Below are 22,920 nucleotides of genomic sequence, written 5' to 3'. Positions count from 1 at the left end.
CAGTTGAAGCGGTAAACGCGCGATTGAGTGCGACATCACTGCTTGTCCGATTCACTTCCGCGGGAAAAGACGGTCCGGGTATTTTTGCCGGATGGAGACCCGCGTCTATCAGTGCGTGGAGTACGGTTGGTGCGTAAGAGTAAAGTGTTGCGTTTCCCGTCCGGTTTGCCGTCCGCGCGCTGGGCTGCCCCCTTGATGCTTGGCATCGGCCTCTTCGCCGGTTTTCCCTCGGTGGCCGCTCATTCCGACCTCGCAACCTTCCTCTCCGGTATCAACCGCGGCGGCGAGCGCTGGCGCATGCACATGACCCGCTCGCCGGCGGGCTCGCTGCATCAGGTGGAGATGACCTTCAATGATCCGGTCATTACCGGTGCGATCGGTGATGGAGCAGGGATCGAATTGCCCGGCGGCGGCAAGGTGTCCCTGACGGCCGAGCAGAAGCGGGCCGATCCGCGCCCGGATGAAGACCGCGTCAACCGCAAGGACAAGAAAGGCCGCATCATCGCCGTGGCGCCGGTGACGCCGCCTAAGGATTTTACCGCAGGCTCAATCCTGCAGCGCACCAGTTCGCTCACTGACCCGCTGTTCGATACCGAGGAGCGGATGGTCTTTTCCAAGTCCAAGATCAAGGGCAAGGAAATCAAGATCGCCACGGCCTTCTACAAGAAGAAGGCCCCGAAAGCCGATCCCGGCGTGTCGCCCATGCTGGCAAGCCTGGTGACCAACCCGTCCGCCGATGTCCTTGCGACTGCCTATGCACCGGCCGAGCCGGATTATGCCCGCCAGTCGCCGTTTGATTCGATCCTGCGGGAAAACAAGTCTGCCGGCCGCTTCATTCCCGATATAGCGCCAGAGGACCATGCCTGGGCCGCCAATCCGCTGCCCGCCACGGTCTTTTCCGAAGCCGAACAAAAATGCCTGACATCGGGCATCTATTTCGAATCGCGCGGTGAAACGTTGAAGGGACAGGCAGCCGTCGCCCAGGTCATTCTCAACCGCGTCCGCAATCCCGCCTATCCGTCGACTGTCTGCGGTGTCGTCTATCAGAACAAGGATTGGTATAACCGTTGCCAGTTCTCGTTTGCCTGCGACCGCATTCCTGATATCGTCTGGTCGCGTTCCGCGTGGGCGACGGCCAAGGAGATTGCCTTGGCCGTTACCGCCGGCAAGATCTGGTTTCCCGAAGTCGGTTCGGCGACACATTATCACGCGACGTATGTGAAGCCCGACTGGGGTCCGACGATGAAGCGGGTCTCCAAGATCGGCAAGCACATCTTCTACCGCACCTATGGCGGCGGATGGAGCTGATAGCCTGCCAAGCGGCAGCAGTGGGCCGGACTCATTCCCGCGATCACCGAGTAAAGCCCCGCGGTGATTCCCTCAGAATCCGGCCAAGCGTTCGCTTTTATACAGTAAGATATTGTTTTAATTCATTAATATTGTGGCCTAACAAGGCCTGCAGGTGCCTTGACTATACAGGCCCCTAAAACTATGTTGCGGCCGACTTCAGAACGGGCCGTGCGGGTGGCTTCAAATCCGGCCTTTGTATGACCAAGCTCATGGTTTATCACCGTGACGGGCAGCAAAAGGGAGGATGCCACATGACGGATAACCGGAAAGAGGGTCTGGAAGACCGGCTAAAACGCCTCGGGTCCGAGCTGTCTGAAAAGCGCAAGGAAGATCCGAAATACGCTGCGGATGAGGCGCGCGCTGCGCAGAACCGCAAGGGTTATCAGGTCGCAATAAAGCTTTCGAGCGAATTTGTGGCGGCGATCATTGTCGGTGCACTTCTGGGCTATCTTTTGGACCATTTTGCGGGTACAGGGCCGTGGGGGATGATTGTGCTTCTCCTGCTTGGTTTTTGTGCCGGTGTGCTGAACGTCCTGCGTTCGGCGGGCATGGTGGCAGCGCCTCATCCCGCAGATCAGCTGGGCAAGGGCATCAGGAACAAGAGTGACGACGCGTAAGCGCGCTGTTGTCGCAGGTTTAAATGTTCGCCTCATGGGCGGTAAGTAACGAGAGAGAGCGGCTGTGGCAGGCGATAAGGTAGATCCGGTACACCAGTTTGTGGTCAACAAGATCGTTCCGATCGAAATTGGCGGTATTGATTTCTCTTTCACCAATGCATCGCTGTTCATGGTGGCAACGCTCGCGGTTGCGACCTGCTTCCTCTACTTCACGACGTCGACGCGCAGCCTGGTTCCGGGCCGCATGCAGTCCGTCTCCGAGATTTCCTATGAATTCATCGCCTCGATGCTGCGCGAAGGCGCAGGCTCCCACGGCATGAAATTCTTCCCGATGGTGTTCTCGCTGTTCATGTTCATCCTGACAGCAAACATGCTCGGCATGGTTCCCTACTTCTTCACCGTCACCAGCCAGATCATCGTGACCTTTGCGCTTGCGCTCTTCGTCATCGGTACTGTGGTGTTCTACGGTTTCTATAAGCACGGCCTTGGCTTCCTCAATGTGTTCGTGCCCTCTGGCGTACCTGGTATCCTTCTGCCTTTGGTTATTGCAATCGAAGTGATCTCCTTCCTGTCCCGTCCGATCAGCCTTTCCGTTCGTCTCTTCGCGAACATGCTGGCCGGCCACATCACGCTGAAAGTGTTCGCAGGCTTCGTTGCCTCGCTTGGAACCCTCGGCGCGCTGGGTATCGGTGGTGCGATCCTTCCGCTCATCATGACCGTTGCCCTCACGGGTCTCGAATTCCTCGTATCCTTCCTCCAGGCCTATGTCTTTGCGGTGCTGACTTGCATGTACCTCAACGACGCAGTGCATCCGGGTGGCCACTAAGGAATAAAGTCGTGGGGCTTTCTCGCTCCGGATCGTTCTTCGGTCCTGATCGGTGAAAGTACCAAAGTTAGCCGCAACAACCATTTCAAGGAGAAAATCATGGACGCGGAAGCAGCAAAGTACATCGGCGCAGGTCTCGCTTGCCTCGGTATGGCCGGCACGGCTCTCGGCCTCGGCAACATTTTCGGTAGCTACCTGTCGGGCGCCCTGCGCAACCCGTCGGCAGCAGACAGCCAGTTCGGCCGTCTCGTATTCGGCTTCGCCGTTACGGAAGCTCTGGGCATCTTCTCGCTGCTCGTAGCTCTGCTTCTCCTTTTCGCGGTCTAAGACCGGCTTGAAGGCAGGGCCGCGGTTTCGGTCGCGGCCCGCATCTTTTCTGAATGCACCTGGAGGTGAGCATGTTTGTGACCGCGGCATACGCCCAGTCAACCACCACCGAAGGCGCAGAGACCCACGACGCCGCTGCCGGCGAGGTCCACACCGAAACCGGTGTTGCCCAAGAAGGCGGACATGGCTCGGGAGTGTTCCCGCCCTTCGATTCTTCGACATTTGCGTCGCAGCTGCTTTGGCTGGCGATTACTTTCGGTCTTTTCTACCTTCTGATGTCGAAGGTCGTCATGCCGCGCATCGGTGGTATCCTCGAAACGCGTAACGATACGATCGCACGCGACCTCGATGATGCATCCCGTTCGAAGGCAGAGGCGGACGCCGCCATTGCTGCCTACGAGCAGGAACTGGCCGCTGCCAAGGCCAAGGGCAACGCGATCGCCTCCGAGGCGCGCGAAGCTGCAAAGACAAAGGCTGCTGCCGATCGTACTGCGGTCGAAGCCAGCCTGAACAACAAGATTTCCGCTGCGGAAGCCCGCATCGCCGATATCAAGACGAAGGCTCTGGCCGACGTCGGCGCAATCGCTGAAGAAACTGCGGCAGCCGTTGTCGAGCAGTTGATCGGCGGCAAGGCATCGAAGGCCGAGATCGCTTCTGCGGTCAAGGCAACGGCGAAGTAAGGAGAGCATCATGGATTTGACCTCACTGGCCACATTCTGGGCCACCGTCGGCTTGGTGCTTTTCCTCGCTCTCGTCGTCTACCTCAAGGTTCCGGGCATGCTGGCAAAGTCGCTCGACGAGCGCGCTGGCCGTATCACCAACGAACTGGCCGAAGCCAAGCGCCTGCGCGCCGAAGCCCAGGCTCTGCTGGTCGAATACCAGAAGAAGCGCAAGGACGCTGAAGCTGAAGCCGCCAACATCGTTGCCGCTGCTGAACGCGAAGCCGAAATGCTGACTGCCGAAGCCAAGCAGAAGACCGACGAATTCGTCGCTCGCCGCACGGCCCTGTCGGAACAGAAGATCAAGCAGGCCGAAACCGACGCGATCAATTCGGTTCGCGCCACTGCCGTCGACATCGCCATTGCTGCCGCCGAAAGCGTCATCACGGCAAAGTCGGACGCGGCAACACAGGCAGCGCTGTTCGCCAAGGCGCTCAGCGACGTCAAGACCCGCCTGAACTGATTGTCTGCACAATAGAGATTTGAAAAGGCTGGCTCGCGCCGGCCTTTTTTGTGTCTGCTGACGGGATCGTCTGCGGATATTGATCCGGGTAAGCGACCCCGCAGGCGTGCCGCCGCCAGCGAAGTTTCTTCGGGGCGGATGCTTGCCGGTCAAAAAGTGAAACGTTGCGGGATAAACCTTTTAGTTATCCATGCTCGCAGTCGGTGCCATCGTCAGGCAGGCCTGCGCGAACTCCTGCATCGTCTCAGGGCTGTTGTCCTCAGCCAGGACTGCGTCGGTAGCCATATTGCCTGCATCATCCGGCGTCGCGTCATCATAGACGAATGACTGGATGTAATAGGCAAGCCCACCCTTCCAGACCTTGCGGCCGTCGATATCCTTGCAGCTATAGGCGGTCTGCAGATCCAATTGGAGGGCGTCCGCGGTTGGTTCCGGCGTTGCTGGAATGCTGGCCCCTGCTGTCGCAGCGATGAAAATCAGTCCAAAAAACACGGTTCGAACCTTTCACGGGAATCGCGGGTAGATATTGTTCTTGGTTCTATAACCCGTCCGCCCGGTTGTTTGTTACCCGCGGCACGCCGCACACAAGAAAAACCGCGGCTGTGTCTTTTTATGTCAATGACCGGTGTATTAAACGCTGGACACGCGGTGTTGTTCCAAGCCGGTGCAGTCACGTTTTCAGGCGGGCAACTCTTCATTCGGTATTTCAGCGCCGTCTTGCCGCAATGGCCTGAAACTCATCCGGTGGAGCGGGCAGGGGCCATGATCGCCGATGGCATTGCGATGGCGCTGCGTGGCGTAACCGGCATGGGTGGCAAAACCGTAGGCGGGGAAAACCAGGTCGGCACGGGTCATCATGCGGTCGCGTGCTACCTTGGCAATGATCGATGCGGCCGCAATCGACAGCGACCGGGCATCGCCCTTGACGACAGCCTTGCCCATGCAAGCAAGGCCAGGTGGTATGTCGCGGCCGTCGGCCAGCACCAGCGCCGGTGCCTGTGACAGGCCCGCTACAGCCCGGCGCATCGCGTCGAGGCTTGCCTTGCGGATATCCGTGTCGTCAATCCTGCCTGCTCCGGACGAGGCGATCGAGACGATGGAAGTGCACAGGATGATCTCGAACAATTCCTCGCGGCGGGCGATCGACAGCTGCTTGCTGTCGTTCAGGCCTTCGGGAATGTTGTCGGGGTCGAGGATGACGGCGGCGGCAACGACCGGGCCTGCGAGGGGACCGCGTCCGGCTTCATCGGTTCCTGCGACTGGCCACAATCCATCGCGGCGTCCAGCCAGCTCGAAGCTGAAATCGGGGCCTTCAATGGTGTCGAAAAGAAAGGGGGAATCGGGCGGTGTGCGTCGTGACATGCGGCGAAACTCGCATACAAGCCCGATTCCCTGCAAGTCCTTCGGCAATGAGGCGGTTGCCGGAGGATGACCCATGCTGCCTCGGGGCAAGAAGCAGCATCGGTATTCGATCTTCGGGATTGCGCCCGGATCAATCCTGTTGCCCGTCAGAGAAGTGACAGTTGAACACCGGTCCCCAACGGCGGCACAAACAGATCGCAGTTCAGCGGGCGCCGGGTGAAATTCAGTTCCAGCCGCTTGGCGGCCAGCTCGAAACGGCGGCCGATCTGCCAGGCATAGGGACCGGCACCCTTCATGCGCTTGCCAAATTCCGCGTCGTAATCCTTGCCGCCGCGCATCGAGCGGACCAGCGACATGACGTGGCGGTAGCGATCCGGATAATTGCGCAGCAGCCAATCGCGAAACAGCGGGCTGACTTCGATCGGTAGGCGCAACAGCACGTAGCTCGCACTCGTTGCTCCAGCGGTCTTGCCCGCATCCAGCACCCGTTCGATCTCATGGTCGTTGAGGGCCGGAATGACCGGCGCCATCATCACCGTTGAGGGAATGCCGGCTTCGGACAGCGCCTTGATGGCTTCCAGCCGCTTGGATGGCGTCGAGGCCCGTGGCTCCATCAGGCGGGCAAGCTTGCGGTCGAGCGTCGTCACCGACAGACCGACTTTCGCCAGGCCTTTCTCAGCCATCGGGGCCAGGATATCGATGTCACGCATCACCATCGCCGATTTGGTGACGATCATCACCGGATGATCAGCGGCTTTCAAAACTTCGAGAATCTGGCGCATGATCCGCCATTCCTTCTCGACCGGCTGGTAGGGATCGGTATTCGTGCCGATGGCGATCGGACGGACCTTGTAGCCGGGCTTGGCCAGTTCCCGCTCCAGCAGCTTTGCAGCGTCCGGCTTGGCAAACAGCTTTGCCTCGAAATCGAGCCCCGGCGACAGGCCCATATAGGCGTGGGTCGGGCGGGCGAAGCAATAGATGCAGCCATGCTCGCATCCCCGATAGGGGTTGACGGAGCGGTCGAAAGGAATGTCGGGTGAATCGTTGCGGCTGATGATCGAACGCGGTTTCTCCACTTGGACTTCGGTCTTGAAGACCGGCAGGTCCTCCAGTGAATCCCAGCCGTCATCTTCGAGCTGCCGCGACACCTGTTCGAACCGGCCGGACGAATTGATCGCCGCGCCACGTCCACGCCGCCGGTCGATCTCGATGCGCAGCCCGGAGCTGGCAATCATCGCTTCGGCCATATCTGCCGTATTGGCAGGCGCCAAAGCGCCCTGCCTGATCTGAGACAGCTCGTTCATGGGTTTCTCCGGGAGACAGTCGGTACAGACTCTCCGATGTCCTCTGATTATTTTCCTATCGCGAAAATGAGAACAATGCAAGAACAAAAATCCGATGCATGGCTCGGATACGGGTAATCGTTCCTGGGTGCGAATGCCGGTGCATTCATCATGAATCAAAAGTTAATCGCCCGGGGAAGAAGGGCGTGTGGAAAATTTGTGTGCAATGCGGTATGGACGGCAATGCTGACGATCATCACCGAAACCCGCGATAATGAAGCTGAACTGGCGCAGACACTTTCGGCGCTGGTGGCGGGTGCCGTGGAAGGGCTGGTGAGCGACGTGATTATTCTCGATCATGCCTCACAGGATGGTTCGAGCCGTGTGGCAGATGCTGCGGGCGCCCGTTTCTGTACGAGCTGGGACATGACCGACATCGTCCGTTCCGCGCGTGGCAATTGGCTGCTTTTGCTTGAAGCAGGCGCCAGGCCGGCGGGGCGCTGGATCGACGACGTGGCGGAATATATGTCGCTGAACAAGATGCCGGCGCGTTTCTCACCTTCGAGGCAGTATCGCCGGCCATTCCTGCAGCGCATCGTCACCCGTCCGGCACCGCTGGAACAGGGATTGCTGCTATCGAAACAGCAGGCGGCAGCGATCGCCAAAACATCGATGCAGCTTGCTGATTTTGCCAATGGCCGGGCGGCACGCAAGCTTGGCAGCGAACTGGTGCCGGCATGGGTGGCCATCGCCAACCGCCCGGGTGCGGAAAACCTGTAGGCGCGGCCCACCGCAAAAAGAGCAGGCCCTTTCGGACCTGCCCTGCCGTCATGAAAAAATGAACCGTTAAAATGGCTTGCCGCGTCAAACCCAGCCGCCGCGTCGTATCGCTTTGCGGGACGGCTTTCGAAACGTGAAATCCGCCGCCTTCATGCTGTCTGCCGAGATCTGGATGGGGAGGGAGGTCGCATCACCGGTGGGTGAGCCTGCCATTCTGTCCTCCTCATTCCGTCTCCCGATGAGGACAGTTCTACGATGCTGCATCGTGGCGCGCTGTTACGAATGGAACAGGAAGGATTGGGCCGTTTGAAAAGTGGCGGTCAGCCGCGTTTCAGGTGCTCGTCCAGCCGGGGCATGATCTCGACGAAGTTGCACGGCATGTGCCGGTAGTCGAGCTGCTGCTTGAGGATGCCGTCCCAGGCGTCCTTGCAGGCGCCGGGCGAGCCCGGCAGCACGAAGATGAAGGTGGCATTGGCAACGCCGCCGGTGGCGCGTGACTGGATCGTCGAGGTGCCGATCTTGTCATAGGAAATCCGGTGGAAGACCTCGGAAAAGCCGTCCATGCGCTTTTCAAACAGAGGCTCCAGCGCCTCAGGCGTCACGTCGCGTCCGGTAAAACCCGTGCCGCCGGTGGTGATCACCACGTCGATCGTGTCGGTCAACGTCCAGGCCTTCACCTGTGCCGCGATCCTCTGCTTGTCGTCCGGAACGATGGCGCGGGCCTCGAGCCGGTGTCCGGCATCGGTGATGCGGGCGGCCAGCGTATCGCCGGAACGGTCGTCAGCCAGCGTGCGGGTATCGGAGACGGTGAGCACCGCGATCCCGACCGGAACGAAAGGTCTTGGCGATTTAGCCTCGGTCATCGTGGTCTCCATCAACGCTGTTGCAGGCCAGAACGTACCAGTTAGGGTGTTGCCTGGAAAGAACAGCTGCCGCTTCGTCCCGGGCTTCAGTGCTTGCGTAAAGGCCGAAGCAGGAGGCACCCGATCCGGACATCCGGACAAGACAGGCCTCCGTCAGACCAAGCGCCTCAGAGACTGAAGTGATGTCCGGCTCGAGTTCGCGGGCGGGCGGCTCCAGATCGTTGCGCAGGCCTGTCAGCGCATCGATCCAGCCGTCACGCGATCGCCTGCCCGGCGGCATCAAAAGCGGCGGCTTGGTCTTGTCCTTCAAGAGCTTGAAAATCACCGGCGTCGAGACCGCCTTCAGCGGGTTGACGATCAGCATCGGGAAGGCCGGAAATTCGGCAATCGCATCGATGTCTTCCCCGATGCGGCGCGCAACCAGCGGTCGGCCATGAAGACACATCGGCACATCGGCGCCAAGCTTTAGCGCGATCTCCTGCAGGCTCCCTGGATTGATGGACGCCTGCCACAATTCAAGCAACCCAAGAAGCGTGGCAGCCGCATCGGCCGAGCCGCCGCCGATACCAGAAGCGACCGGCAGGTTCTTTTCGAGATGCAGGTGAACTGGGCCCGCCTTGATGCCCTTTTCGCTGAGATGGCCCCGCAACAGGTCACGCGCCTTAAGCACCAGGTTCCCCGCCGCAGCCTCGCCGGCAAGCGGCAGATCGGCGGAAAAGCGGCCGGAGATGGTAAACCGGTCTTCATCTGAAAGGGAAAAGCCGATGCGGTCTCCCGCATCGGCAAAGGCCACGAGGCTTTCCAGCAGATGATAACCGTCGGCCCGCTGGCCAACGACGTGCAAAGCCAGATTGATTTTCGCCGGCGCGGTCCGCGTCAGCGAAAATCCTAAAATTCCATCCTCACTTGCCATTGAAAGGCGAAATCAGGATTTCTTGCCGGCAGCGACGTCCGGAGCCACTTTCTTCGGCTGGGTATCGCCTGCCTCGGCGGCGGCCGGCACCTTGACCTCAACCGGCGGCAAGCCGCTTTCGATCTTCGCCTTGATCTTCGGGATTTCCGCTTCCTCGGGCTTCAGCGCCAGGGCCTGGTTCCACTGGAACACGGCTTCGAGCTTGCGGCCGACGCGCCAATAGGCATCGCCCAGATGGTCGTTGATGGTCGCATCACCCGCCATCAGCTCGACCGCGCGCTCCAGCTCGACCGCAGCGTCGTCAAAACGGCCCATCCGGAAATAGGCCCAGCCGAGCGAATCGACGATGTAGCCGTCGTCCGGCTTCAGATCGACGGCCTTGCGGATCATGCCGAGGCCTTCCTCGAGATTGATGTTCATATCGACCCAGGAATAGCCGAGATAGTTCAGCACCTGCGGCTGGTCAGGATTGAGGTCGAGCGCCTTCTTGAAGCTCGGCTCGGCCTTGTCCCACATTTTCTGGCGCTCATAGGCGATGCCGCGCTGGAAGAAGATCGTCCAGTCGCTGCGCTGCGGCACCGGGCCGATCGCCGCGACGGCACGGTCATAGACCAGGCCCATCTCCTTGTAGTCCTTGGCGTCCGACAGCACGCTGCCATAGGCGAGGTAGCTGCGCACGTCCTTCGGGTCGAGGTCGATCAGTTCCTTCAGATGCTGCTTGGCTTCATCGACCTTGCCGATCGAGGCAAGGCTGAGACCCAGCTGCATTTCCGACAGGCGCCGCATCGGCGAATTTTCCGGCACGCTCTTGTAGAGCGCGATGGCCCGCTCGGGCTTTTTCAGGTTTTCCGCGATACCGCCGAGCATGACGAGGATATCGGCGCTTTCCGGATCCAGCGCCCGCGCGGTCTGCAGATAGAGCGAAACAATGTCTTCCGCGCCATCGCGGTTCAGTGCCGCGCCGATCGAAAACAGCACGGCGGCGGCTCCTTGGGTGGCGCTGCGAACCTGCTGCTCCTGCGGCTTGCCTTCTTCAATGCTGGTGCGCAGCGCCTTCAGCGGCGCATAATTGCTGATGAAGCCTTCGCCGACCGAAACCGCATCAAGCGCCTTCTGCTTGTTGCCGTCGCGGGCCTCAAGCTTTGCCAGCGCGACGACGGCACGCATGAAGGTATCGGGGGCAGCACTGCCGCCTTCACGGTCTAGAACGGCGTCGTTCAACTTCGAGCGGGCCGTCGACTTGTCGCCGGCGGCCAGCGCAATGGCGCCCTGATGGTAGGATTTGAAGATGCGGAACCACTCCGGCCCTTCCATCGCCTGGATTTCAGCGATCGCGTCCTTGGGCTTGCCTTCGCCGGCTTTCGCCCATCCGAGAAGGAGGCCGTTCATCAGCCGGTCGAGATCGTTCGGGCCTTCGTAATTGAGGATTTTCTGCGCGTGGCGATATTCCCGCTTGCGGATGGCCTCGACGGCGCGGGTGATCGTGGTGATCCGCTCGACGGAGCTGTCAGACTTCAATTCTTCGGCAATCTTGGCGCCGCCCTCGAAATCGCCGTTCATCAGCGACGTGATCATCAGTCGCTGCTTGACGTCGACATTGTCAGGTTCGAATTCAAGCGCCGTGCGGTAGAGCTTGGTCGCGGTATCGAGATCGTGATCGACATCCGCAGTGCGGGCAGCGAGAAACGCGCCGGAAAAGCTGTTGACCGAATTCAGATCGAATGGCTTGCTTTCTTCGACCGCAGGCTTTTCCTCGGCAAAGCTTGGGGCTGCGCCGGAAAAGGACGCCAAGGCGAGGAAGGCAGCACCGCTGAGCAGGCGAAGAAGGTGTTTTTGCCGCATGACAAGCCTTTCGTTACGGGCGACGCCCCTTGGCGCCGGCGCCGGATTCGCGCGGAATCAATCCTAAATCAATAACGCATAACCCGGCAAACCGGAATCGGTTTGAACGCAAGGCAAAACGCAATTCGACATCCCGCCGTCAATTTCCGCTCACTCGATCGTGAGCGCTTTCGACGGCAGCCGGAGCATGAATGGATAGAATGGCTTTTTTGGCGCAGTGCGGCAAGAAATTCCTCAAGCCTACAGCTGGTCCTTGCAAAGACCGGTCAGCTGACCCGGTCGATGCAGAAATCGATGACCTCGAGAAGCGCGTCCTTCCAGGGGGATTCCGGCAACGGTGCAAGCGCATCTCGGGCAATCGTGCCGTAATGCTGGGCCCGGGCGATAGTGTCGGTCAAGCCGCCATAGCGGGTGATCAACCCCAGTGCCTTTTCCAGGTTCTGGTCGTTGCTCTCACCGCCTTCGATCGCCTGCCGCCAGAAGCTGCGCTCATCGGCCGTGCCGCGGCGGTAGGACAGAATGACGGGCAGGGTGATCTTGCCTTCGCGGAAATCGTCGCCGGTGTTCTTGCCGAGATCGGCGGCCTTGCCACCATAATCGAGCACGTCATCGACCAGCTGGAAGGCAAGGCCAAGATTCATGCCGTAGGATTTCAGCGCGTTGCGGCTGGCCTTGTCTGTCTTGGCGACGATCGGGCCGACTTCGGAGGCCGCTGCAAACAGGGCGGCCGTCTTGGCGCGAATGACGGAAAGGTAATCGTCTTCCGTCGTTTCCATGTTCTTGGCGACGGAAAGCTGCAGCACTTCGCCTTCGGCAATGACGGACGCGGCGGTGGAAAGCACGTCGAGCGCATCGAGCGAACCGACATCGACCATCATGCGGAAAGCCTGGCCAAGCAGGAAATCGCCGACAAGCACGCTGGCCTGGTTGCCCCAGATCATCCGTGCCGTTGATTTGCCGCGGCGCAGATCGCTCTCGTCGACCACATCGTCATGCAGCAGGGTGGCCGTGTGCATGAACTCGACTGCGGTCGCAAGCTTGATATGCGCATCGCCGGTAAAGCCGAACATGGCGGCGGAGGCCAGCGTCAGCATCGGGCGCAGGCGCTTCCCGCCGGAGGAGATCAGGTGGTTGGCCACTTCCGGAATCATCTGGACGTCGGAGCCGGCCTTGGACAGGATCAGCTGGTTGACGCGCTCCATGTCCGCCTTCGTCAGGTCGACGAGCGGCTTGACCGATGCTTGTTTGTTTTTGCTGTCTTCCAGCGGTATCACTACGCCCAACACAAGGGACTCCTGTTCAAATTCCAGTTCGGACAATAGAAAGGGGGGCTTGTGGCGGCAAGAGGCGAATTGTCCCGCTTGCTCAAATAAGGCAGGAAAACGACCCGGAATGAAGGAATTGATCCGTACCAATGACGCCGTCGTACTCTCGTTTGCTCAAAGTCTCATGAAGGATGCCGGTATCGGCTGCTTCATCGCCGATCAGGGCATGAGCATTCTTGAAGGGTCTCTCGGCCTGTTACCCCGCCGACTTCTGGTCGATGAGGACGATGAACAAGAGGCAAGGCAGGTCCTGATCGATGCCGGACTAGAGGCGGAATTGCGCGACGCATGACGACGACGGCCACCGAAACCATCGATAGCTTTCACCGCGGTCAATTTCAGGTGATCCAGCCGTTAGGGCAGGGGCATCGATCCGGCATGGATGCGATGTTGCTTGCCTCGCTGGTCGTCTCGGAAAAGCCCTGCCGTGTCGCCGACCTCGGCGGTGGCGCCGGAGCAGCCGGCATGGCCGTTGCCTCGCGGCTGGAAAAGGCCGAAGTGGTTCTGGTCGAGCGGTCGCCACTGATGGCGCAGTTTGCCAGGCGAAGCCTGGAGCTTGCGGACAATGCCCGGTTTGGCGGCCGGATATCCGTTCTCGAAGCCGACGTGTCGCTGACCGGCCGGGCCAGGGTTGCGGCGGGTCTCGCCGACTACAGTTTCGATCACGTCATCATGAACCCGCCCTTCAACGATGCCTCGGACCGCAAGACGCCGGATGCCTTGAAGGCCGAGGCGCATGCGATGACCGAAGGCCTGTTCGATACCTGGATCCGGACGGCAGGCGCGATTTCAAGGCCGGGTGGGCAATTGTCGCTGATCGCCCGGCCCGAATCGATTGCCGAGATCATTTCGGCCTGCGGCGGCCGTTTTGGCGGTATGGAAATTACGCCCCTGCATCCGCGCGCTGGTGAAAATGCGGTGCGTATTCTTGTGACGGCGATCAAACAGAGCCGCGCGCGGTTGACGCTGCGGGCGCCGCTGATCGTGCATGAGGCGGAGACGCACAGGTTCGCCACCGTCGTCGACGATATGAACAATGGCCGCGCCGCCTATCACCGCAATCGATGATTTTCATGGCATCGCCATTGCGTTTGCCGCGCCAGTGCATACATGCCAACACGCATAATGATTGCCAATACGTACAATGAATGCAGGGAGTTCAGATGGCCGGACTGTTCAGGAAGCTGTTGCCGAAACGTTTTCGCAAAGAAGGCGTGACGATCCCGGTTGTCCGGCTGCATGGTGCGATCATGGCAGGCGGCAGCCAGTTCCGCCCGGCGCTCAATCTGGCGGCGGTGGCACCCGTGCTTGAAAAAGCCTTTTCGGTGAAAGGCGCCCCAGCGGTTGCCATTTCGATCAATTCTCCCGGCGGCTCGCCCGTTCAGTCACGGCTGATCTACCAGCGCATCCGAGACCTGGCCGAGGAAAAGAAGAAGCGCGTCATCATCTTTGTTGAGGATGTGGCGGCGTCCGGCGGCTACATGATCGCGCTTGCCGGCGACGAGATCATTGCCGACCCCACCTCGATCGTCGGATCCATCGGCGTCGTGTCCGGCGGCTTTGGCTTTCCGGAACTCCTGAAGAAGATCGGCGTCGAGCGGCGGGTCTATACGGCCGGTTCCAACAAGGTGATGCTCGATCCCTTCCAGCCGGAAAAGGAGAGGGACATCGAGTTCCTGAAAGGGTTGCAGCTCGAAATCCACGACATTTTCATCAGCATGGTCAAGGCGCGGCGCGGCCATCTTTTGGCCGATACGCCTGACATTTTCTCCGGCCTGTTCTGGACCGGTAAGCGCGGTCAGGAGCTGGGTCTGGTCGACAGCCTTGGCGACATGCGTGGTGAGTTGAAGAAGCGGTTTGGTGCAAAGGCCCAACTGCAACTGATCTCCGCTTCGCGCGGCCTGTTCGGCCGCCGCCAGCCGGGCGCGTCTGTGGCCAGCGGCATGGCCGAACGCTTTGCTGTATCAGCCGTTTCCGGACTTGCCGAGGTGGCCGAGGAAAGAGCATTATGGGGTCGCTTCGGTCTTTGATAATCTAGCGGAAACGGGGGAGAGCGCATGCCGCAATTGATTTTACTGCTGCTGTTTGCAGCCATCGCCTGGTTCGGCTACCGCAAATTCGTGGCCGACGCGGAAAAGCTGAGCCGCCGCCAGCAGGAAGCCCGCCGCCGCGAGGAAACCGGCACGCAAGGCACGCTGGTCAAGGATCCGGTAACAGGCGAATACCGGCTGAAGAAACCGGAGTGATGGCTTCAATTTATTGAGCGTTCATCCTGTCTATGATATACATTATTTTCCGTAGATCATGGAGTCGGCGATGCAGGTCTCTAAATGGGGTAACAGTCTGGCAATTCGCATTCCTTCCTCGGTTGTGGAGGTTTTGCAGCTGAAGGAGGGCGACGAGGTGGCCGTGCGCATCGCCGGCGAACGTACCTTCGAGCTGGAGCGCAATACCGCACGTGAGGACGCGCTTGAGCGTATCAAGGCGTTTGCGAGGCCTTTGCCTGCTGATTGGAAATTCGACCGCGACGAGGCAAATGCGCGGTGACTGCGCCCCTGCTTGATACCAACATTCTCTTCTATGCTTTCACCAACGATGCCCGGGCTGCCAAGGCGCAGAAACTTCTTTCTGAACCTTTTATTTTGAGCGTTCAGGCTCTCAATGAGTTTGCCAATGTCGCTCCTCGCAAACTCAGGATGAGTTGGCCGGAAGTGCGAAGCGCCATAGAGGACGTAAGCGGACTTGCCGTTGCCATCCAACCTATTGATCGCGAATGTAATTTACAGGCGCTCAATTTGGTCGAGCGGTTCAATTTTTCTTTCTACGATGCTTTAATGATTGCCGCTGCCCTTCTGGCGGGTTCGAAGCACGTTTTTTCCGAAGATATGCAGCATGAGCTGATTGTTGACGGACGGATGACGATCCTCAACCCTTTCACGGGTATGAGCGGATAATTTTTGCAAAGGTAATCCTTACGCCACCGGGGTCTTCTGCCCTTGACCCTCTTCGCCCATCATGGCACCAGACAGCCAGATATCTTCAATCTGGACTGATGCCATGACCGCCGCCGCTCTCCCGGACCATATGAACCCCCAGCGCTCCTTTCAGGCGCTGATCCTGACGCTGCACGCTTACTGGGCGGACAAGGGATGCGCGGTTCTGCAGCCTTATGATATGGAGGTCGGCGCCGGCACCTTTCATCCGGCAACGACATTGCGCGCGCTTGGTCCCAAGCCGTGGCGGGCTGCCTATGTACAGCCGTCGCGCCGGCCGTCCGATGGCCGCTATGGCGAAAACCCCAACCGGCTGCAGCACTATTATCAGTATCAGGTCATCCTGAAGCCCAATCCGCCGAACCTGCAGGAACTCTATCTCGGTTCGCTCGCCGCCATCGGTCTCGATCCGCTGCTGCATGATATCCGCTTTGTCGAGGACGACTGGGCAAGCCCGACGCTGGGCGCCTGGGGTCTTGGCTGGGAATGCTGGTGTGACGGCATGGAAGTCTCGCAGTTCACCTATTTCCAGCAGGTCTGCGGCATTGAGTGCTCGCCTGTCTCCGGCGAGTTGACTTACGGCCTCGAGCGCCTCGCCATGTATGTCCAGGGCGTCGATAACGTCTATGACCTGAACTTCAACGGCCGCGAAGGTGACGAGAAGATCAGCTATGGCGATGTCTTCCTGCAGGCCGAGCAGGAATATTCGCGGCACAATTTCGAATTTGCCAATACGGCCATGCTGCAGCAGCATTTCGTCGATGCCGAAAAGGAATGCATGGCGCTTCTGGCCGCCGGTGCGCCTGATACCAGCGCCAATGCGGTCCTGCACAAATGCGTCTTTCCGGCCTATGACCAGTGCATCAAGGCCAGCCATGTCTTCAACCTGCTCGATGCGCGCGGCGTGATTTCCGTGACCGAGCGCCAGAGCTACATTCTGCGCGTGCGCACGCTGGCGACAGCCTGTGGCGAAGCCTTCCTGCTGACCGATGCCGGTGGCATCAATCTGGCGAAAGACGCCGCCTAAACCCAGCAGCGGGCGGACCCGATCCGTTGTATGAAACGGCCGTGATCGGCCGCCGGGCCACTCTGCTGTCAGTTCCGGACTAGCACGCCCGGTCTCGTCATCAGATGCCGTATGGCTGGCGTATGACCGGCGTGCCGTCTGAACGCAGTGATCTGCCGCGAAATTGCAGCTTTTGAGTGAAGTGTCATATGCCTCTCCTTCAAGGCGTAAAATCAATTGCTTGATCCCGCTTGGTTGTTCAGTAAGCGTTTAAGGAGTTTGTTCTAGGCTTTGTCCAAGTGACTAAGTTCAGGACGCATGATGGACGACGAGGATATTCTGCCCCCGGAAGTGTTGGCTTCGATGTTGATGCGAATGTTCGAGTTCGCGCCGATTGCGATGGCGATTACCACCAGTGATACCAAGACCTCGAGCTATGCCAAGGTCAACGATGCCTATCTGAAGCTGACGGGCCTGAAATGGGAAAACATCCGCGGCAAAAAACTGACATCGGATGGCGCCGCGATCGATAATCCGGCGCGTGATCGCCGCCACCGTCTGCTTGCAGAAGTGGGCTCCTATGAACTGGAGGAAGTCGATCTCGTCTACGCCGACGGTACGATCATCCCGACACTGATTTCGGCGCAGAGAACCTGGGTCGATGGCGTTTCCTTTGATGTCGAAGTTATCGTCGACGTCTCGGCGCGTGTCCGGCAGCAGCGGGAAATCGAGAACGCTTTGCGCGCATCGGCGCGCACCGACGCCCTGTCCGGCCTTCCGAACCGGGCCTGTTTCGATGAAGTGGTCGTTGATGCCGTCGAACGCAGCATGCAGAATGACCGTAAGCTCGCGCTGGCCTTCATCGACCTTAACGGCTTCAAGACGGTCAATGACAAGCTGGGACATGCCGCCGGCGATGAGGTTTTGAGAACCATCGCCAGCCGCCTTCGTGAAAGCTTTCGCGCCACGGATTTCATCGCCAGAATTGGCGGCGACGAATTCGTGGTGCTGCTCGATATTGACCTGAAGCTGGCGGCCGATGTTCAGCAGAATGTCCAGGATGCCATGGAGCGGGTTTTCAAACCGATCGCGATAGAGGGCAAGGTGACCTATACCGGCGCGGCCGTCGGCGTCACGTTCCTGCAACCGGACGATACAGTCGCATCCTTTGTGCGCCGGGCCGACGAGTATATGTATATCGCCAAGACCAGCGAACAACGGGTGGCGGTTGTCTGTTTCGGGCAGATCCTGGAGACGGTCCCTTCGGCGGAAGATACGGTCGAATGGGCTAGATTAGGCCGGTCTTGAAAGGTAACCTTCGAGGTTTGAGGCGCCGATGAGCGGATATCCTCATTTTGCAAAATCGCAAAGTGCTCTTGACCTGAACTTTACTTGAGGTCCTAGAACTGCATCTGCGGGGTCGCGCTGGGCGTCCTCTATTGAAGAGAGATGCAGATGGATATTCACCACGCAAGCGGCAAGGCGCTTTATCGCATTAACAAATTTTCGGTTCCGGCAGAAAACCGTGATGCCTTCCTTGAACTGATGGCAAAGACGCATGCGGTCTTGCGGCGGCAGGAAGGCGTGGTGACGGATCAGATTCTGGAGCAGCACTCCGGACCGGGCGTGTTCAATTTCGTCGCGATCATCGCCTTTACCGGGCCTGCTGTGATCGATTCTGTGGTCTCCGGCGTGGCTGCGTATGACCGGGAGACCGGCATCGATCGTCAGCAGATAATGACTGCACTCAACATCAAGACCGACATGGGGCTCTATCACAATCTGGATATCTGACGGCTGGCGAGGAGAGTTCATCCAGTGCCGTGTCAGGAATGGTGCCGCGGCTTAAATCAAGTCGCCCGCCTCAGCGCCAATCTGCCAGATCGGCTTGGCGGTTGGAAACGCGCCGGTTGAAAGCTGGCCGGCATAGGTCTGCAAGGCACGGCGAACACCGGCAGGTTTCTCGACGGTGCCTACGCTCGCATAGGCAAAAAACAAAGCCGAAAAGGCGATGACGTTGATGAGGGCTGCGAGCGTTTTCATGGGGCCGGTACTTTTCGGGTTCAGCGTTGATTTGATGCCCCACTATCGATCAGGCGCAGCCATTGCGCGGTTCCCCCAGGAACAGGCTGGTGCAGCCGGAACGGGAAAACCGGCAGGGTGAAGCGGGTGGCTGAAATTTGTCTTTCAACGGCGGCGTTCGATCCCTAAGCTGCGGCAAAATCAAGCGGCGGAGGGAAAACTGATGATTGGTCTGGCCATTGGTGCGGTGGTGATCCTGTACCTGATTTTCATCTATAACGGCCTGGTCAAGGCGCGGCAGGTGAAGGAGGAGGCATGGTCCGGCATCGACGTGCAGTTGAAGCGGCGGGCAGACCTGATCCCCAATCTGATCGAGACCGTCAAAGGCTATGCCGCCCACGAAAAAGGCACGCTGGAAGAGGTTATCGCCCTTCGAAACAAGGCGCAGGCGCTGCCGGCAGGCGATGTTGCCGGACGCGCTGCAACCGAAGGCATGCTGAGTCAGGCGCTCGGCAAGCTGTTCGCGCTGGCGGAAGCCTATCCAGACCTCAAGGCCAACCAGAACTTTTCCGAGTTGCAGCAATCGCTGGAAAGCATCGAGGGGGAAGTGCAGATGGCCCGCCGCTACTACAATGGTGCGGCCCGCGACTTGAACGTCAAGGTCGAGAGTTTCCCGTCGAATTTCATCGCCGGCCCCTTCGGTTTTACCAAGGCGGCCTTCTTCGAGATCACCAACGAGACTGATCGCGCCGTGCCGGTGGTGAAGTTTTAATCTAGCCGGAAAAGCCATTCCGTCGTAGACGGCTATCCACTATCGACAAGTGTGCACGGCCGTGGACAGGCGGTGCTGAAGGCATGAAGAGACAAGAGCATGAACGCCGCAGACCAGAAACTGACCATTCTTCCGCCCGGCCATCCGCTTGAAGGGCGCGTCAGTCCGCCCGGCTCGAAGTCGATCACCAACCGGGCGCTGCTGCTGGCGGGTCTTGCCAAAGGCACCAGCCGCCTGACGGGCGCGCTGAAAAGCGATGATACCCGCTATATGGCCGACGCCCTGCGCGCCATGGGCGTGGAGATTTCCGAGCCGGACGATACCACGTTCATCGTCACCGGATCCGGCAAACTCCTGCCACCCGAAAAGCCGCTTTTCCTCGGCAATGCCGGGACTGCGACCCGCTTTCTGACCGCGGCTGCGGCTCTCGTCGATGGCATGGTGATCGTCGATGGCGACCAGCATATGCGCAAGCGGCCGATCGCGCCGCTTGTGACTGCGCTGCGCTCGCTCGGCGTCACGGTGGAAGCCGAAACCGGTTGTCCGCCGGTCACCGTCTCCGGGACTGGCGATTTTGCCAGGGACCACGTCACCATCGATGCTGGCCTTTCCAGCCAGTATGTATCGGCCCTGCTGATGGCGGCTGCCGGCTCGTCCCACCCTATCAATATCGAGCTGGCCGGCGAAGAGATCGGTGCGCGCGGCTATATCGATCTGACAGTTGCCGCCATGAAGGCTTTCGGTGCGCAGGTGACGCAAATCAGCCCGTCGATCTGGCAAGTGGCCCCGACCGGTTATCACGCCATCGACTATCTGATCGAGCCGGATGCATCCGCTGCGACCTATCTCTGGGCGGCGGAAGTGCTGACCGGCGGCCGGATCGATCTCGGCGTCGCGGCAACATCGTTCTCGCAGCCGGATGCGAAGGCCTATGAGGTAATCGCTACGTTCCCGCATATGCCGGCCGTCATCGATGGCTCGCAGATGCAGGATGCGATCCCGACGCTTGCCGTGCTTGCGGCCTTCAACGAGACGCCGGTGCGGTTCGTCGGCATAGAGAACCTGCGCGTCAAGGAATGCGACCGCATCCGTGCGCTGTCCACCGGCCTCACCAATATTCGCCCCGGTCTCGGCATCGAGGAGGGCGACGATCTGCTGGTTGCGTCGGATCCGGCGCTGGTCGGCCAGACACTGCCTGCCGACATCGACACATTCGCCGATCACCGCATCGCCATGAGCTTTGCGCTGGCGGGGTTGAAGATCAACGGCATAACCATTCTCGACCCCGGCTGTGTTGCAAAAACCTATCCGCGCTATTGGGACGAGCTTGCCTCGCTCGGCGTCGGTCTTGAGGGCGACCGGCCTTAACCGGACGGAACATACGGCGCAGCGCCGAGGAGGGATCGATCGCATGAAACGTGTGTTTGCGGCGCTGGGATGGCTCTCTCTCTTCCTCACCCTCCTGCTCGTCACGGGTGGGGTTGCGCGGGCCGAAGAGGTGTTTACCGCCTACCGCTCCGAGATCGATGTTGCCAAAAGCGGCGTGCTGAGCGTCACCGAGACGATCACTGCCAATGTCGAGGGAGACCGCATCAAGCGTGGCATCTACCGCGATTTTCCGCTGACCGTGACCGACGCAGGCGGCCGTGCTGTCCGGGTCGATTTCAAGCTGGTTTCCGTCGAGCGGGACGGTGCCGCAGAACCATACCGTACCGAAAACATCAGCGGCGGTATCCGCATCTATACCGGCGACAAGGACGTGTTTCTGGCCGATGGTCAACATACATTCCAGTTCACCTATGAGACTGCCCGCCAGATCCGGTTCTTTCCCGATCATGATGAGCTCTACTGGAATGTGACAGGCAACCAATGGGCGCTTCCGATCGAGGAGGCCTCCGCCACGGTTGCCTTGCCTTCAGGCGTGAAGGCCGAAGCGCTCAATGTCTTCACCGGTGGCCAGGGGGCGACCGGCAAGAATGCCCGCTCACTTGAAGATGGCGACCGGCTGGTCTTCACCACGACGCGCCGGCTCGAGGCCAATGAAGGGCTGACCATCGCCGTCAAGATGCCGAAGGGCAGCATCGATCCGCCATCGATATCGCAGCAAAGGACCTGGTGGTTTTTCGATCATCTGCCGCCGATCCTCGCCATGACCGGCTTCGTCGTCGCCGCGCTTTACTATTCGCGCATGTGGCTGAAGGTCGGCCGCGATCCGGCTCGTGGTGTCATCGTGCCGCGCTGGGACGCGCCGGACGGGATCTCCCCGGCGCTGGTCAACTATATCGACAACAAGGGGTTTTCCGGCCAGGGCTGGACGGCGCTATCCGCTGCTGCGCTCAATCTCGCCGTCGGCGGCTATGTCGTCCTGAAGGATTTCAAGAATTCGCTGGTGATCACCCGCACCGACAAGCCAAAGCCGCCGTCCTTGCCGACCGGCGAGGCCACGGTGCTGGCGGCGGTGCAGCGCAATGGCGGTGAATTGACGATCGACAGGACGAATGGCCCGGCGGTACAGAAGGCCGGAGCCGATTTCCGCACGGCCATGGAAAAGGAACATCGCAACAAATACTATCATGCCAACACCGCCTATGTGGTTGGCGGCATCGCGATCTCGATGCTGTTTCTGCTGGCCATTTGCATCGCAGGCGTTGCCGACGGCGCGACCGTCGCGCTGGTCATCGTGCCGGTTTTCGCTTCGATCGTCATCTCGGTGTTTGCGCTTGCCATCGGCAAGGTGTTCAACAAGAAGGGCAGCCTGTTTGTCCGCATCGGCTCGCTGATTGCGGCCGCCTTTCTGACGTTCTTCGTTATCGCCGTCGCGCTCAGCGTTCTGGCTGTCCTTGTCAGTATGGCGCTGGAGGCGCATCAGGTGCCGCTTTTGATCGGCGTCGGCGGCATCGTGCTCGTCAACATGCTGTTCTTCCATCTGATGGGTGCTCCGACGCCGATTGGCTCGAAGATGATGGATGGCATCGATGGCCTGCGGCAATATCTGACGCTTGCGGAAAAAGAACGCATGAACATGGCCGACGCACCGGAGATGTCGCCGCAGCATTTCGAAAAGCTTCTGCCCTATGCCGTGGCGCTGGGCGTCGAAAAACCCTGGTCGGAAACCTTCGACCGCTGGCTTCTGGCCGCTGCCGCTGGTGCTGCCGCCTACCAGCCGGCCTGGTATACCGGCAACAATTTCGCCGCCGGCTCCTTCGGTGACCGTATGGGCGGATTTGCAGGCTCGATGGCCAGCACTATGTCCTCTTCGCTACCCCCGCCACCCAGCTCCTCATCCTCCGGCTTTTCCTCCGGCGGCGGCTTTTCGGGCGGCGGCGGCGGCGGCGGTGGCGGAGGGGGATGGTAACCCTTTCACCTCCCCCTTGAGGGGGGAGGTCGCGACGCAGTCGCGGGTGGGGGTGATTACCGCGAATACTACGGTCAATTGCATATGCCGCAAGTCACCCCA

The 22,920-nt window shown here is 59.9% G+C and carries 28 protein-coding genes; 19 read left to right on the top strand and 9 right to left on the bottom strand.

Going from position 1 to position 22,920, the window contains the following annotated elements:
- The first annotated feature begins 195 nt into the window (after nt 1–195).
- From ASD36_RS02765 to ASD36_RS02740, 6 genes are all read left to right on the top strand, one after another.
- Nucleotides 196–1,308, top strand: a complete 1,113-nt coding sequence (locus ASD36_RS02765) for a cell wall hydrolase (protein ID WP_060504885.1) — start codon at nt 196–198, stop codon at nt 1,306–1,308.
- Between the two features lie 293 nt (nt 1,309–1,601).
- Nucleotides 1,602–1,967: an AtpZ/AtpI family protein gene (locus tag ASD36_RS02760; RefSeq protein ID WP_060504784.1), complete on the top strand. Its 366-nt coding sequence runs from the start codon at nt 1,602–1,604 to the stop codon at nt 1,965–1,967.
- 64 nt (nt 1,968–2,031) lie between these two features.
- Nucleotides 2,032–2,793, top strand: coding sequence for a F0F1 ATP synthase subunit A (locus ASD36_RS02755; RefSeq protein ID WP_037106135.1), 762 nt, complete (start codon nt 2,032–2,034; stop codon nt 2,791–2,793).
- Nucleotides 2,794–2,892: 99 nt separating this feature from the next.
- Complete coding sequence (locus ASD36_RS02750; protein WP_037106138.1) at nt 2,893–3,120, top strand: F0F1 ATP synthase subunit C; 228 nt, start codon at nt 2,893–2,895, stop codon at nt 3,118–3,120.
- Between the two features lie 71 nt (nt 3,121–3,191).
- Nucleotides 3,192–3,800, top strand: coding sequence for a F0F1 ATP synthase subunit B (locus ASD36_RS02745; protein ID WP_060504785.1), 609 nt, complete (start codon nt 3,192–3,194; stop codon nt 3,798–3,800).
- A 16-nt stretch (nt 3,801–3,816) separates the two neighbouring features.
- Nucleotides 3,817–4,302 carry a F0F1 ATP synthase subunit B gene (locus tag ASD36_RS02740; RefSeq protein ID WP_200954877.1) on the top strand — a complete coding sequence of 162 codons (486 nt, stop codon included), beginning with the start codon at nt 3,817–3,819 and terminating at the stop codon, nt 4,300–4,302.
- Between the two features lie 180 nt (nt 4,303–4,482).
- Here ASD36_RS02740 and ASD36_RS02735 read toward each other — a convergent pair whose 3' ends face one another.
- The 3 genes from ASD36_RS02735 to ASD36_RS02725 all read right to left on the bottom strand — a co-directional run bounded on the left by ASD36_RS02735 (nt 4,483) and on the right by ASD36_RS02725 (nt 6,968).
- Nucleotides 4,483–4,710, bottom strand: coding sequence for a hypothetical protein (locus ASD36_RS02735; protein WP_156393797.1), 228 nt, complete (start codon nt 4,708–4,710; stop codon nt 4,483–4,485).
- A 270-nt stretch (nt 4,711–4,980) separates the two neighbouring features.
- Nucleotides 4,981–5,664 carry a ribonuclease HII gene (locus tag ASD36_RS02730; RefSeq protein ID WP_060504788.1) on the bottom strand — a complete coding sequence of 228 codons (684 nt, stop codon included), beginning with the start codon at nt 5,662–5,664 and terminating at the stop codon, nt 4,981–4,983.
- 146 nt (nt 5,665–5,810) lie between these two features.
- Entirely contained in the window at nt 5,811–6,968 is a 1,158-nt protein-coding gene (locus ASD36_RS02725) for a PA0069 family radical SAM protein (protein WP_060504789.1), read from the bottom strand.
- Between the two features lie 222 nt (nt 6,969–7,190).
- Here ASD36_RS02725 and ASD36_RS02720 point away from each other — a divergent pair, with 222 nt between their 5' ends.
- A complete protein-coding gene (locus ASD36_RS02720; RefSeq protein WP_060504790.1) occupies nt 7,191–7,727 on the top strand; it encodes a hypothetical protein in 537 nt (178 codons plus the stop codon).
- A gap of 84 nt (nt 7,728–7,811) precedes the next feature.
- On the opposite strand, the gene ASD36_RS31655 is transcribed toward ASD36_RS02720, so the two are convergent.
- From ASD36_RS31655 to ASD36_RS02700, 5 genes are all read right to left on the bottom strand, one after another.
- Nucleotides 7,812–7,940, bottom strand: coding sequence for a hypothetical protein (locus tag ASD36_RS31655; RefSeq protein ID WP_277995986.1), 129 nt, complete (start codon nt 7,938–7,940; stop codon nt 7,812–7,814).
- A 107-nt stretch (nt 7,941–8,047) separates the two neighbouring features.
- A complete protein-coding gene (gene moaB / locus ASD36_RS02715; protein ID WP_060504791.1) occupies nt 8,048–8,590 on the bottom strand; it encodes a molybdenum cofactor biosynthesis protein B in 543 nt (180 codons plus the stop codon).
- Nucleotides 8,577–9,503, bottom strand: a complete 927-nt coding sequence (locus ASD36_RS02710) for a 4-(cytidine 5'-diphospho)-2-C-methyl-D-erythritol kinase (protein WP_060508733.1) — start codon at nt 9,501–9,503, stop codon at nt 8,577–8,579. Before ASD36_RS02710 ends, moaB begins: the two co-directional genes overlap by 14 nt.
- A gap of 12 nt (nt 9,504–9,515) precedes the next feature.
- On the bottom strand, nt 9,516–11,345 hold the full coding sequence (locus tag ASD36_RS02705; protein ID WP_060504793.1) for a tetratricopeptide repeat protein: 1,830 nt from the start codon (nt 11,343–11,345) through the stop codon (nt 9,516–9,518).
- A gap of 266 nt (nt 11,346–11,611) precedes the next feature.
- The gene (locus tag ASD36_RS02700; protein WP_060504886.1) at nt 11,612–12,628 is read right to left on the bottom strand and encodes a polyprenyl synthetase family protein; all 1,017 of its coding nucleotides are present in this window, start codon (nt 12,626–12,628) and stop codon (nt 11,612–11,614) included.
- Nucleotides 12,629–12,737: 109 nt separating this feature from the next.
- Here ASD36_RS02700 and ASD36_RS02695 point away from each other — a divergent pair, with 109 nt between their 5' ends.
- The 9 genes from ASD36_RS02695 (at nt 12,738) to ASD36_RS02655 (ending at nt 18,463) form a co-directional block, all read left to right on the top strand.
- On the top strand, nt 12,738–12,962 hold the full coding sequence (locus tag ASD36_RS02695; RefSeq protein WP_060504794.1) for a DUF2007 domain-containing protein: 225 nt from the start codon (nt 12,738–12,740) through the stop codon (nt 12,960–12,962).
- A complete protein-coding gene (locus ASD36_RS02690) occupies nt 12,959–13,738 on the top strand; it encodes a tRNA1(Val) (adenine(37)-N6)-methyltransferase (RefSeq protein WP_060508730.1) in 780 nt (259 codons plus the stop codon). The genes ASD36_RS02695 and ASD36_RS02690 overlap by 4 nt, the downstream gene beginning before the upstream one ends.
- A 95-nt stretch (nt 13,739–13,833) precedes the next feature.
- Nucleotides 13,834–14,700, top strand: coding sequence for a S49 family peptidase (locus ASD36_RS02685; protein ID WP_060504796.1), 867 nt, complete (start codon nt 13,834–13,836; stop codon nt 14,698–14,700).
- 27 nt (nt 14,701–14,727) lie between these two features.
- Nucleotides 14,728–14,916: a hypothetical protein gene (locus tag ASD36_RS02680; RefSeq protein WP_060504797.1), complete on the top strand. Its 189-nt coding sequence runs from the start codon at nt 14,728–14,730 to the stop codon at nt 14,914–14,916.
- A gap of 70 nt (nt 14,917–14,986) precedes the next feature.
- On the top strand, nt 14,987–15,217 hold the full coding sequence (locus ASD36_RS02675; RefSeq protein ID WP_060504887.1) for an AbrB/MazE/SpoVT family DNA-binding domain-containing protein: 231 nt from the start codon (nt 14,987–14,989) through the stop codon (nt 15,215–15,217).
- A complete protein-coding gene (locus ASD36_RS02670; protein WP_060504798.1) occupies nt 15,214–15,624 on the top strand; it encodes a PIN domain-containing protein in 411 nt (136 codons plus the stop codon). The genes ASD36_RS02675 and ASD36_RS02670 overlap by 4 nt, the downstream gene beginning before the upstream one ends.
- A 103-nt stretch (nt 15,625–15,727) precedes the next feature.
- Nucleotides 15,728–16,690: a glycine--tRNA ligase subunit alpha gene (locus ASD36_RS02665; RefSeq protein ID WP_060504799.1), complete on the top strand. Its 963-nt coding sequence runs from the start codon at nt 15,728–15,730 to the stop codon at nt 16,688–16,690.
- 297 nt (nt 16,691–16,987) lie between these two features.
- Nucleotides 16,988–17,977: a sensor domain-containing diguanylate cyclase gene (locus tag ASD36_RS02660; protein WP_244489757.1), complete on the top strand. Its 990-nt coding sequence runs from the start codon at nt 16,988–16,990 to the stop codon at nt 17,975–17,977.
- A gap of 147 nt (nt 17,978–18,124) precedes the next feature.
- The gene (locus ASD36_RS02655; RefSeq protein ID WP_156393796.1) at nt 18,125–18,463 is read left to right on the top strand and encodes an antibiotic biosynthesis monooxygenase; all 339 of its coding nucleotides are present in this window, start codon (nt 18,125–18,127) and stop codon (nt 18,461–18,463) included.
- A gap of 51 nt (nt 18,464–18,514) precedes the next feature.
- Here ASD36_RS02655 and ASD36_RS02650 read toward each other — a convergent pair whose 3' ends face one another.
- A complete protein-coding gene (locus ASD36_RS02650; protein WP_060504801.1) occupies nt 18,515–18,712 on the bottom strand; it encodes a hypothetical protein in 198 nt (65 codons plus the stop codon).
- A gap of 202 nt (nt 18,713–18,914) precedes the next feature.
- Between ASD36_RS02650 and ASD36_RS02645 the strand changes: the two genes are divergently transcribed.
- The 3 genes from ASD36_RS02645 to ASD36_RS02635 all read left to right on the top strand — a co-directional run bounded on the left by ASD36_RS02645 (nt 18,915) and on the right by ASD36_RS02635 (nt 22,818).
- Nucleotides 18,915–19,463 (top strand): LemA family protein, encoded by a 549-nt coding sequence (locus ASD36_RS02645; protein ID WP_112834557.1) that lies wholly within the window; start codon nt 18,915–18,917, stop codon nt 19,461–19,463.
- Between the two features lie 99 nt (nt 19,464–19,562).
- Nucleotides 19,563–20,831 carry a 3-phosphoshikimate 1-carboxyvinyltransferase gene (locus ASD36_RS02640; RefSeq protein ID WP_060504803.1) on the top strand — a complete coding sequence of 423 codons (1,269 nt, stop codon included), beginning with the start codon at nt 19,563–19,565 and terminating at the stop codon, nt 20,829–20,831.
- A gap of 43 nt (nt 20,832–20,874) precedes the next feature.
- Nucleotides 20,875–22,818 carry a DUF2207 domain-containing protein gene (locus ASD36_RS02635; RefSeq protein WP_060504804.1) on the top strand — a complete coding sequence of 648 codons (1,944 nt, stop codon included), beginning with the start codon at nt 20,875–20,877 and terminating at the stop codon, nt 22,816–22,818.
- Nucleotides 22,819–22,920: the final 102 nt, after the last annotated feature.

The sequence above is a fragment of the Rhizobium sp. Root1334 genome, assembly GCF_001426665.1.
Taxonomy (GTDB): Bacteria; Pseudomonadota; Alphaproteobacteria; order Rhizobiales; family Rhizobiaceae; genus Pararhizobium.
This window is presented reverse-complemented; position numbering and strand designations above follow the sequence as displayed.

Bases quoted from the DNA above. Each gene is read 5' to 3' on its own strand.
- ASD36_RS02765 (WP_060504885.1), top strand. From the start codon at position 196: ATGCTTGGCATCGGCCTCTTCGCCGGTTTTCCCTCGGTGGCCGCTCAT.
- ASD36_RS02760 (WP_060504784.1), top strand. From the start codon at position 1,602: ATGACGGATAACCGGAAAGAGGGTCTGGAAGACCGGCTAAAACGCCTC.
- ASD36_RS02750 (WP_037106138.1), top strand. From the start codon at position 2,893: ATGGACGCGGAAGCAGCAAAGTACATCGGCGCAGGTCTCGCTTGCCTC.
- ASD36_RS02745 (WP_060504785.1), top strand. From the start codon at position 3,192: ATGTTTGTGACCGCGGCATACGCCCAGTCAACCACCACCGAAGGCGCA.
- ASD36_RS02730 (WP_060504788.1), bottom strand. From the start codon at position 5,664: ATGTCACGACGCACACCGCCCGATTCCCCCTTTCTTTTCGACACCATT.
- ASD36_RS02725 (WP_060504789.1), bottom strand. From the start codon at position 6,968: ATGAACGAGCTGTCTCAGATCAGGCAGGGCGCTTTGGCGCCTGCCAAT.
- ASD36_RS02720 (WP_060504790.1), top strand. From the start codon at position 7,191: ATGCTGACGATCATCACCGAAACCCGCGATAATGAAGCTGAACTGGCG.
- ASD36_RS31655 (WP_277995986.1), bottom strand. From the start codon at position 7,940: ATGGCAGGCTCACCCACCGGTGATGCGACCTCCCTCCCCATCCAGATC.
- moaB (WP_060504791.1), bottom strand. From the start codon at position 8,590: ATGACCGAGGCTAAATCGCCAAGACCTTTCGTTCCGGTCGGGATCGCG.
- ASD36_RS02710 (WP_060508733.1), bottom strand. From the start codon at position 9,503: ATGGCAAGTGAGGATGGAATTTTAGGATTTTCGCTGACGCGGACCGCG.
- ASD36_RS02705 (WP_060504793.1), bottom strand. From the start codon at position 11,345: ATGCGGCAAAAACACCTTCTTCGCCTGCTCAGCGGTGCTGCCTTCCTC.
- ASD36_RS02695 (WP_060504794.1), top strand. From the start codon at position 12,738: ATGAAGGAATTGATCCGTACCAATGACGCCGTCGTACTCTCGTTTGCT.
- ASD36_RS02690 (WP_060508730.1), top strand. From the start codon at position 12,959: ATGACGACGACGGCCACCGAAACCATCGATAGCTTTCACCGCGGTCAA.
- ASD36_RS02685 (WP_060504796.1), top strand. From the start codon at position 13,834: ATGGCCGGACTGTTCAGGAAGCTGTTGCCGAAACGTTTTCGCAAAGAA.
- ASD36_RS02680 (WP_060504797.1), top strand. From the start codon at position 14,728: ATGCCGCAATTGATTTTACTGCTGCTGTTTGCAGCCATCGCCTGGTTC.
- ASD36_RS02675 (WP_060504887.1), top strand. From the start codon at position 14,987: ATGCAGGTCTCTAAATGGGGTAACAGTCTGGCAATTCGCATTCCTTCC.
- ASD36_RS02665 (WP_060504799.1), top strand. From the start codon at position 15,728: ATGACCGCCGCCGCTCTCCCGGACCATATGAACCCCCAGCGCTCCTTT.
- ASD36_RS02660 (WP_244489757.1), top strand. From the start codon at position 16,988: ATGATGGACGACGAGGATATTCTGCCCCCGGAAGTGTTGGCTTCGATG.
- ASD36_RS02655 (WP_156393796.1), top strand. From the start codon at position 18,125: ATGGATATTCACCACGCAAGCGGCAAGGCGCTTTATCGCATTAACAAA.
- ASD36_RS02650 (WP_060504801.1), bottom strand. From the start codon at position 18,712: ATGAAAACGCTCGCAGCCCTCATCAACGTCATCGCCTTTTCGGCTTTG.
- ASD36_RS02645 (WP_112834557.1), top strand. From the start codon at position 18,915: ATGATTGGTCTGGCCATTGGTGCGGTGGTGATCCTGTACCTGATTTTC.
- ASD36_RS02640 (WP_060504803.1), top strand. From the start codon at position 19,563: ATGAACGCCGCAGACCAGAAACTGACCATTCTTCCGCCCGGCCATCCG.
- ASD36_RS02635 (WP_060504804.1), top strand. From the start codon at position 20,875: ATGAAACGTGTGTTTGCGGCGCTGGGATGGCTCTCTCTCTTCCTCACC.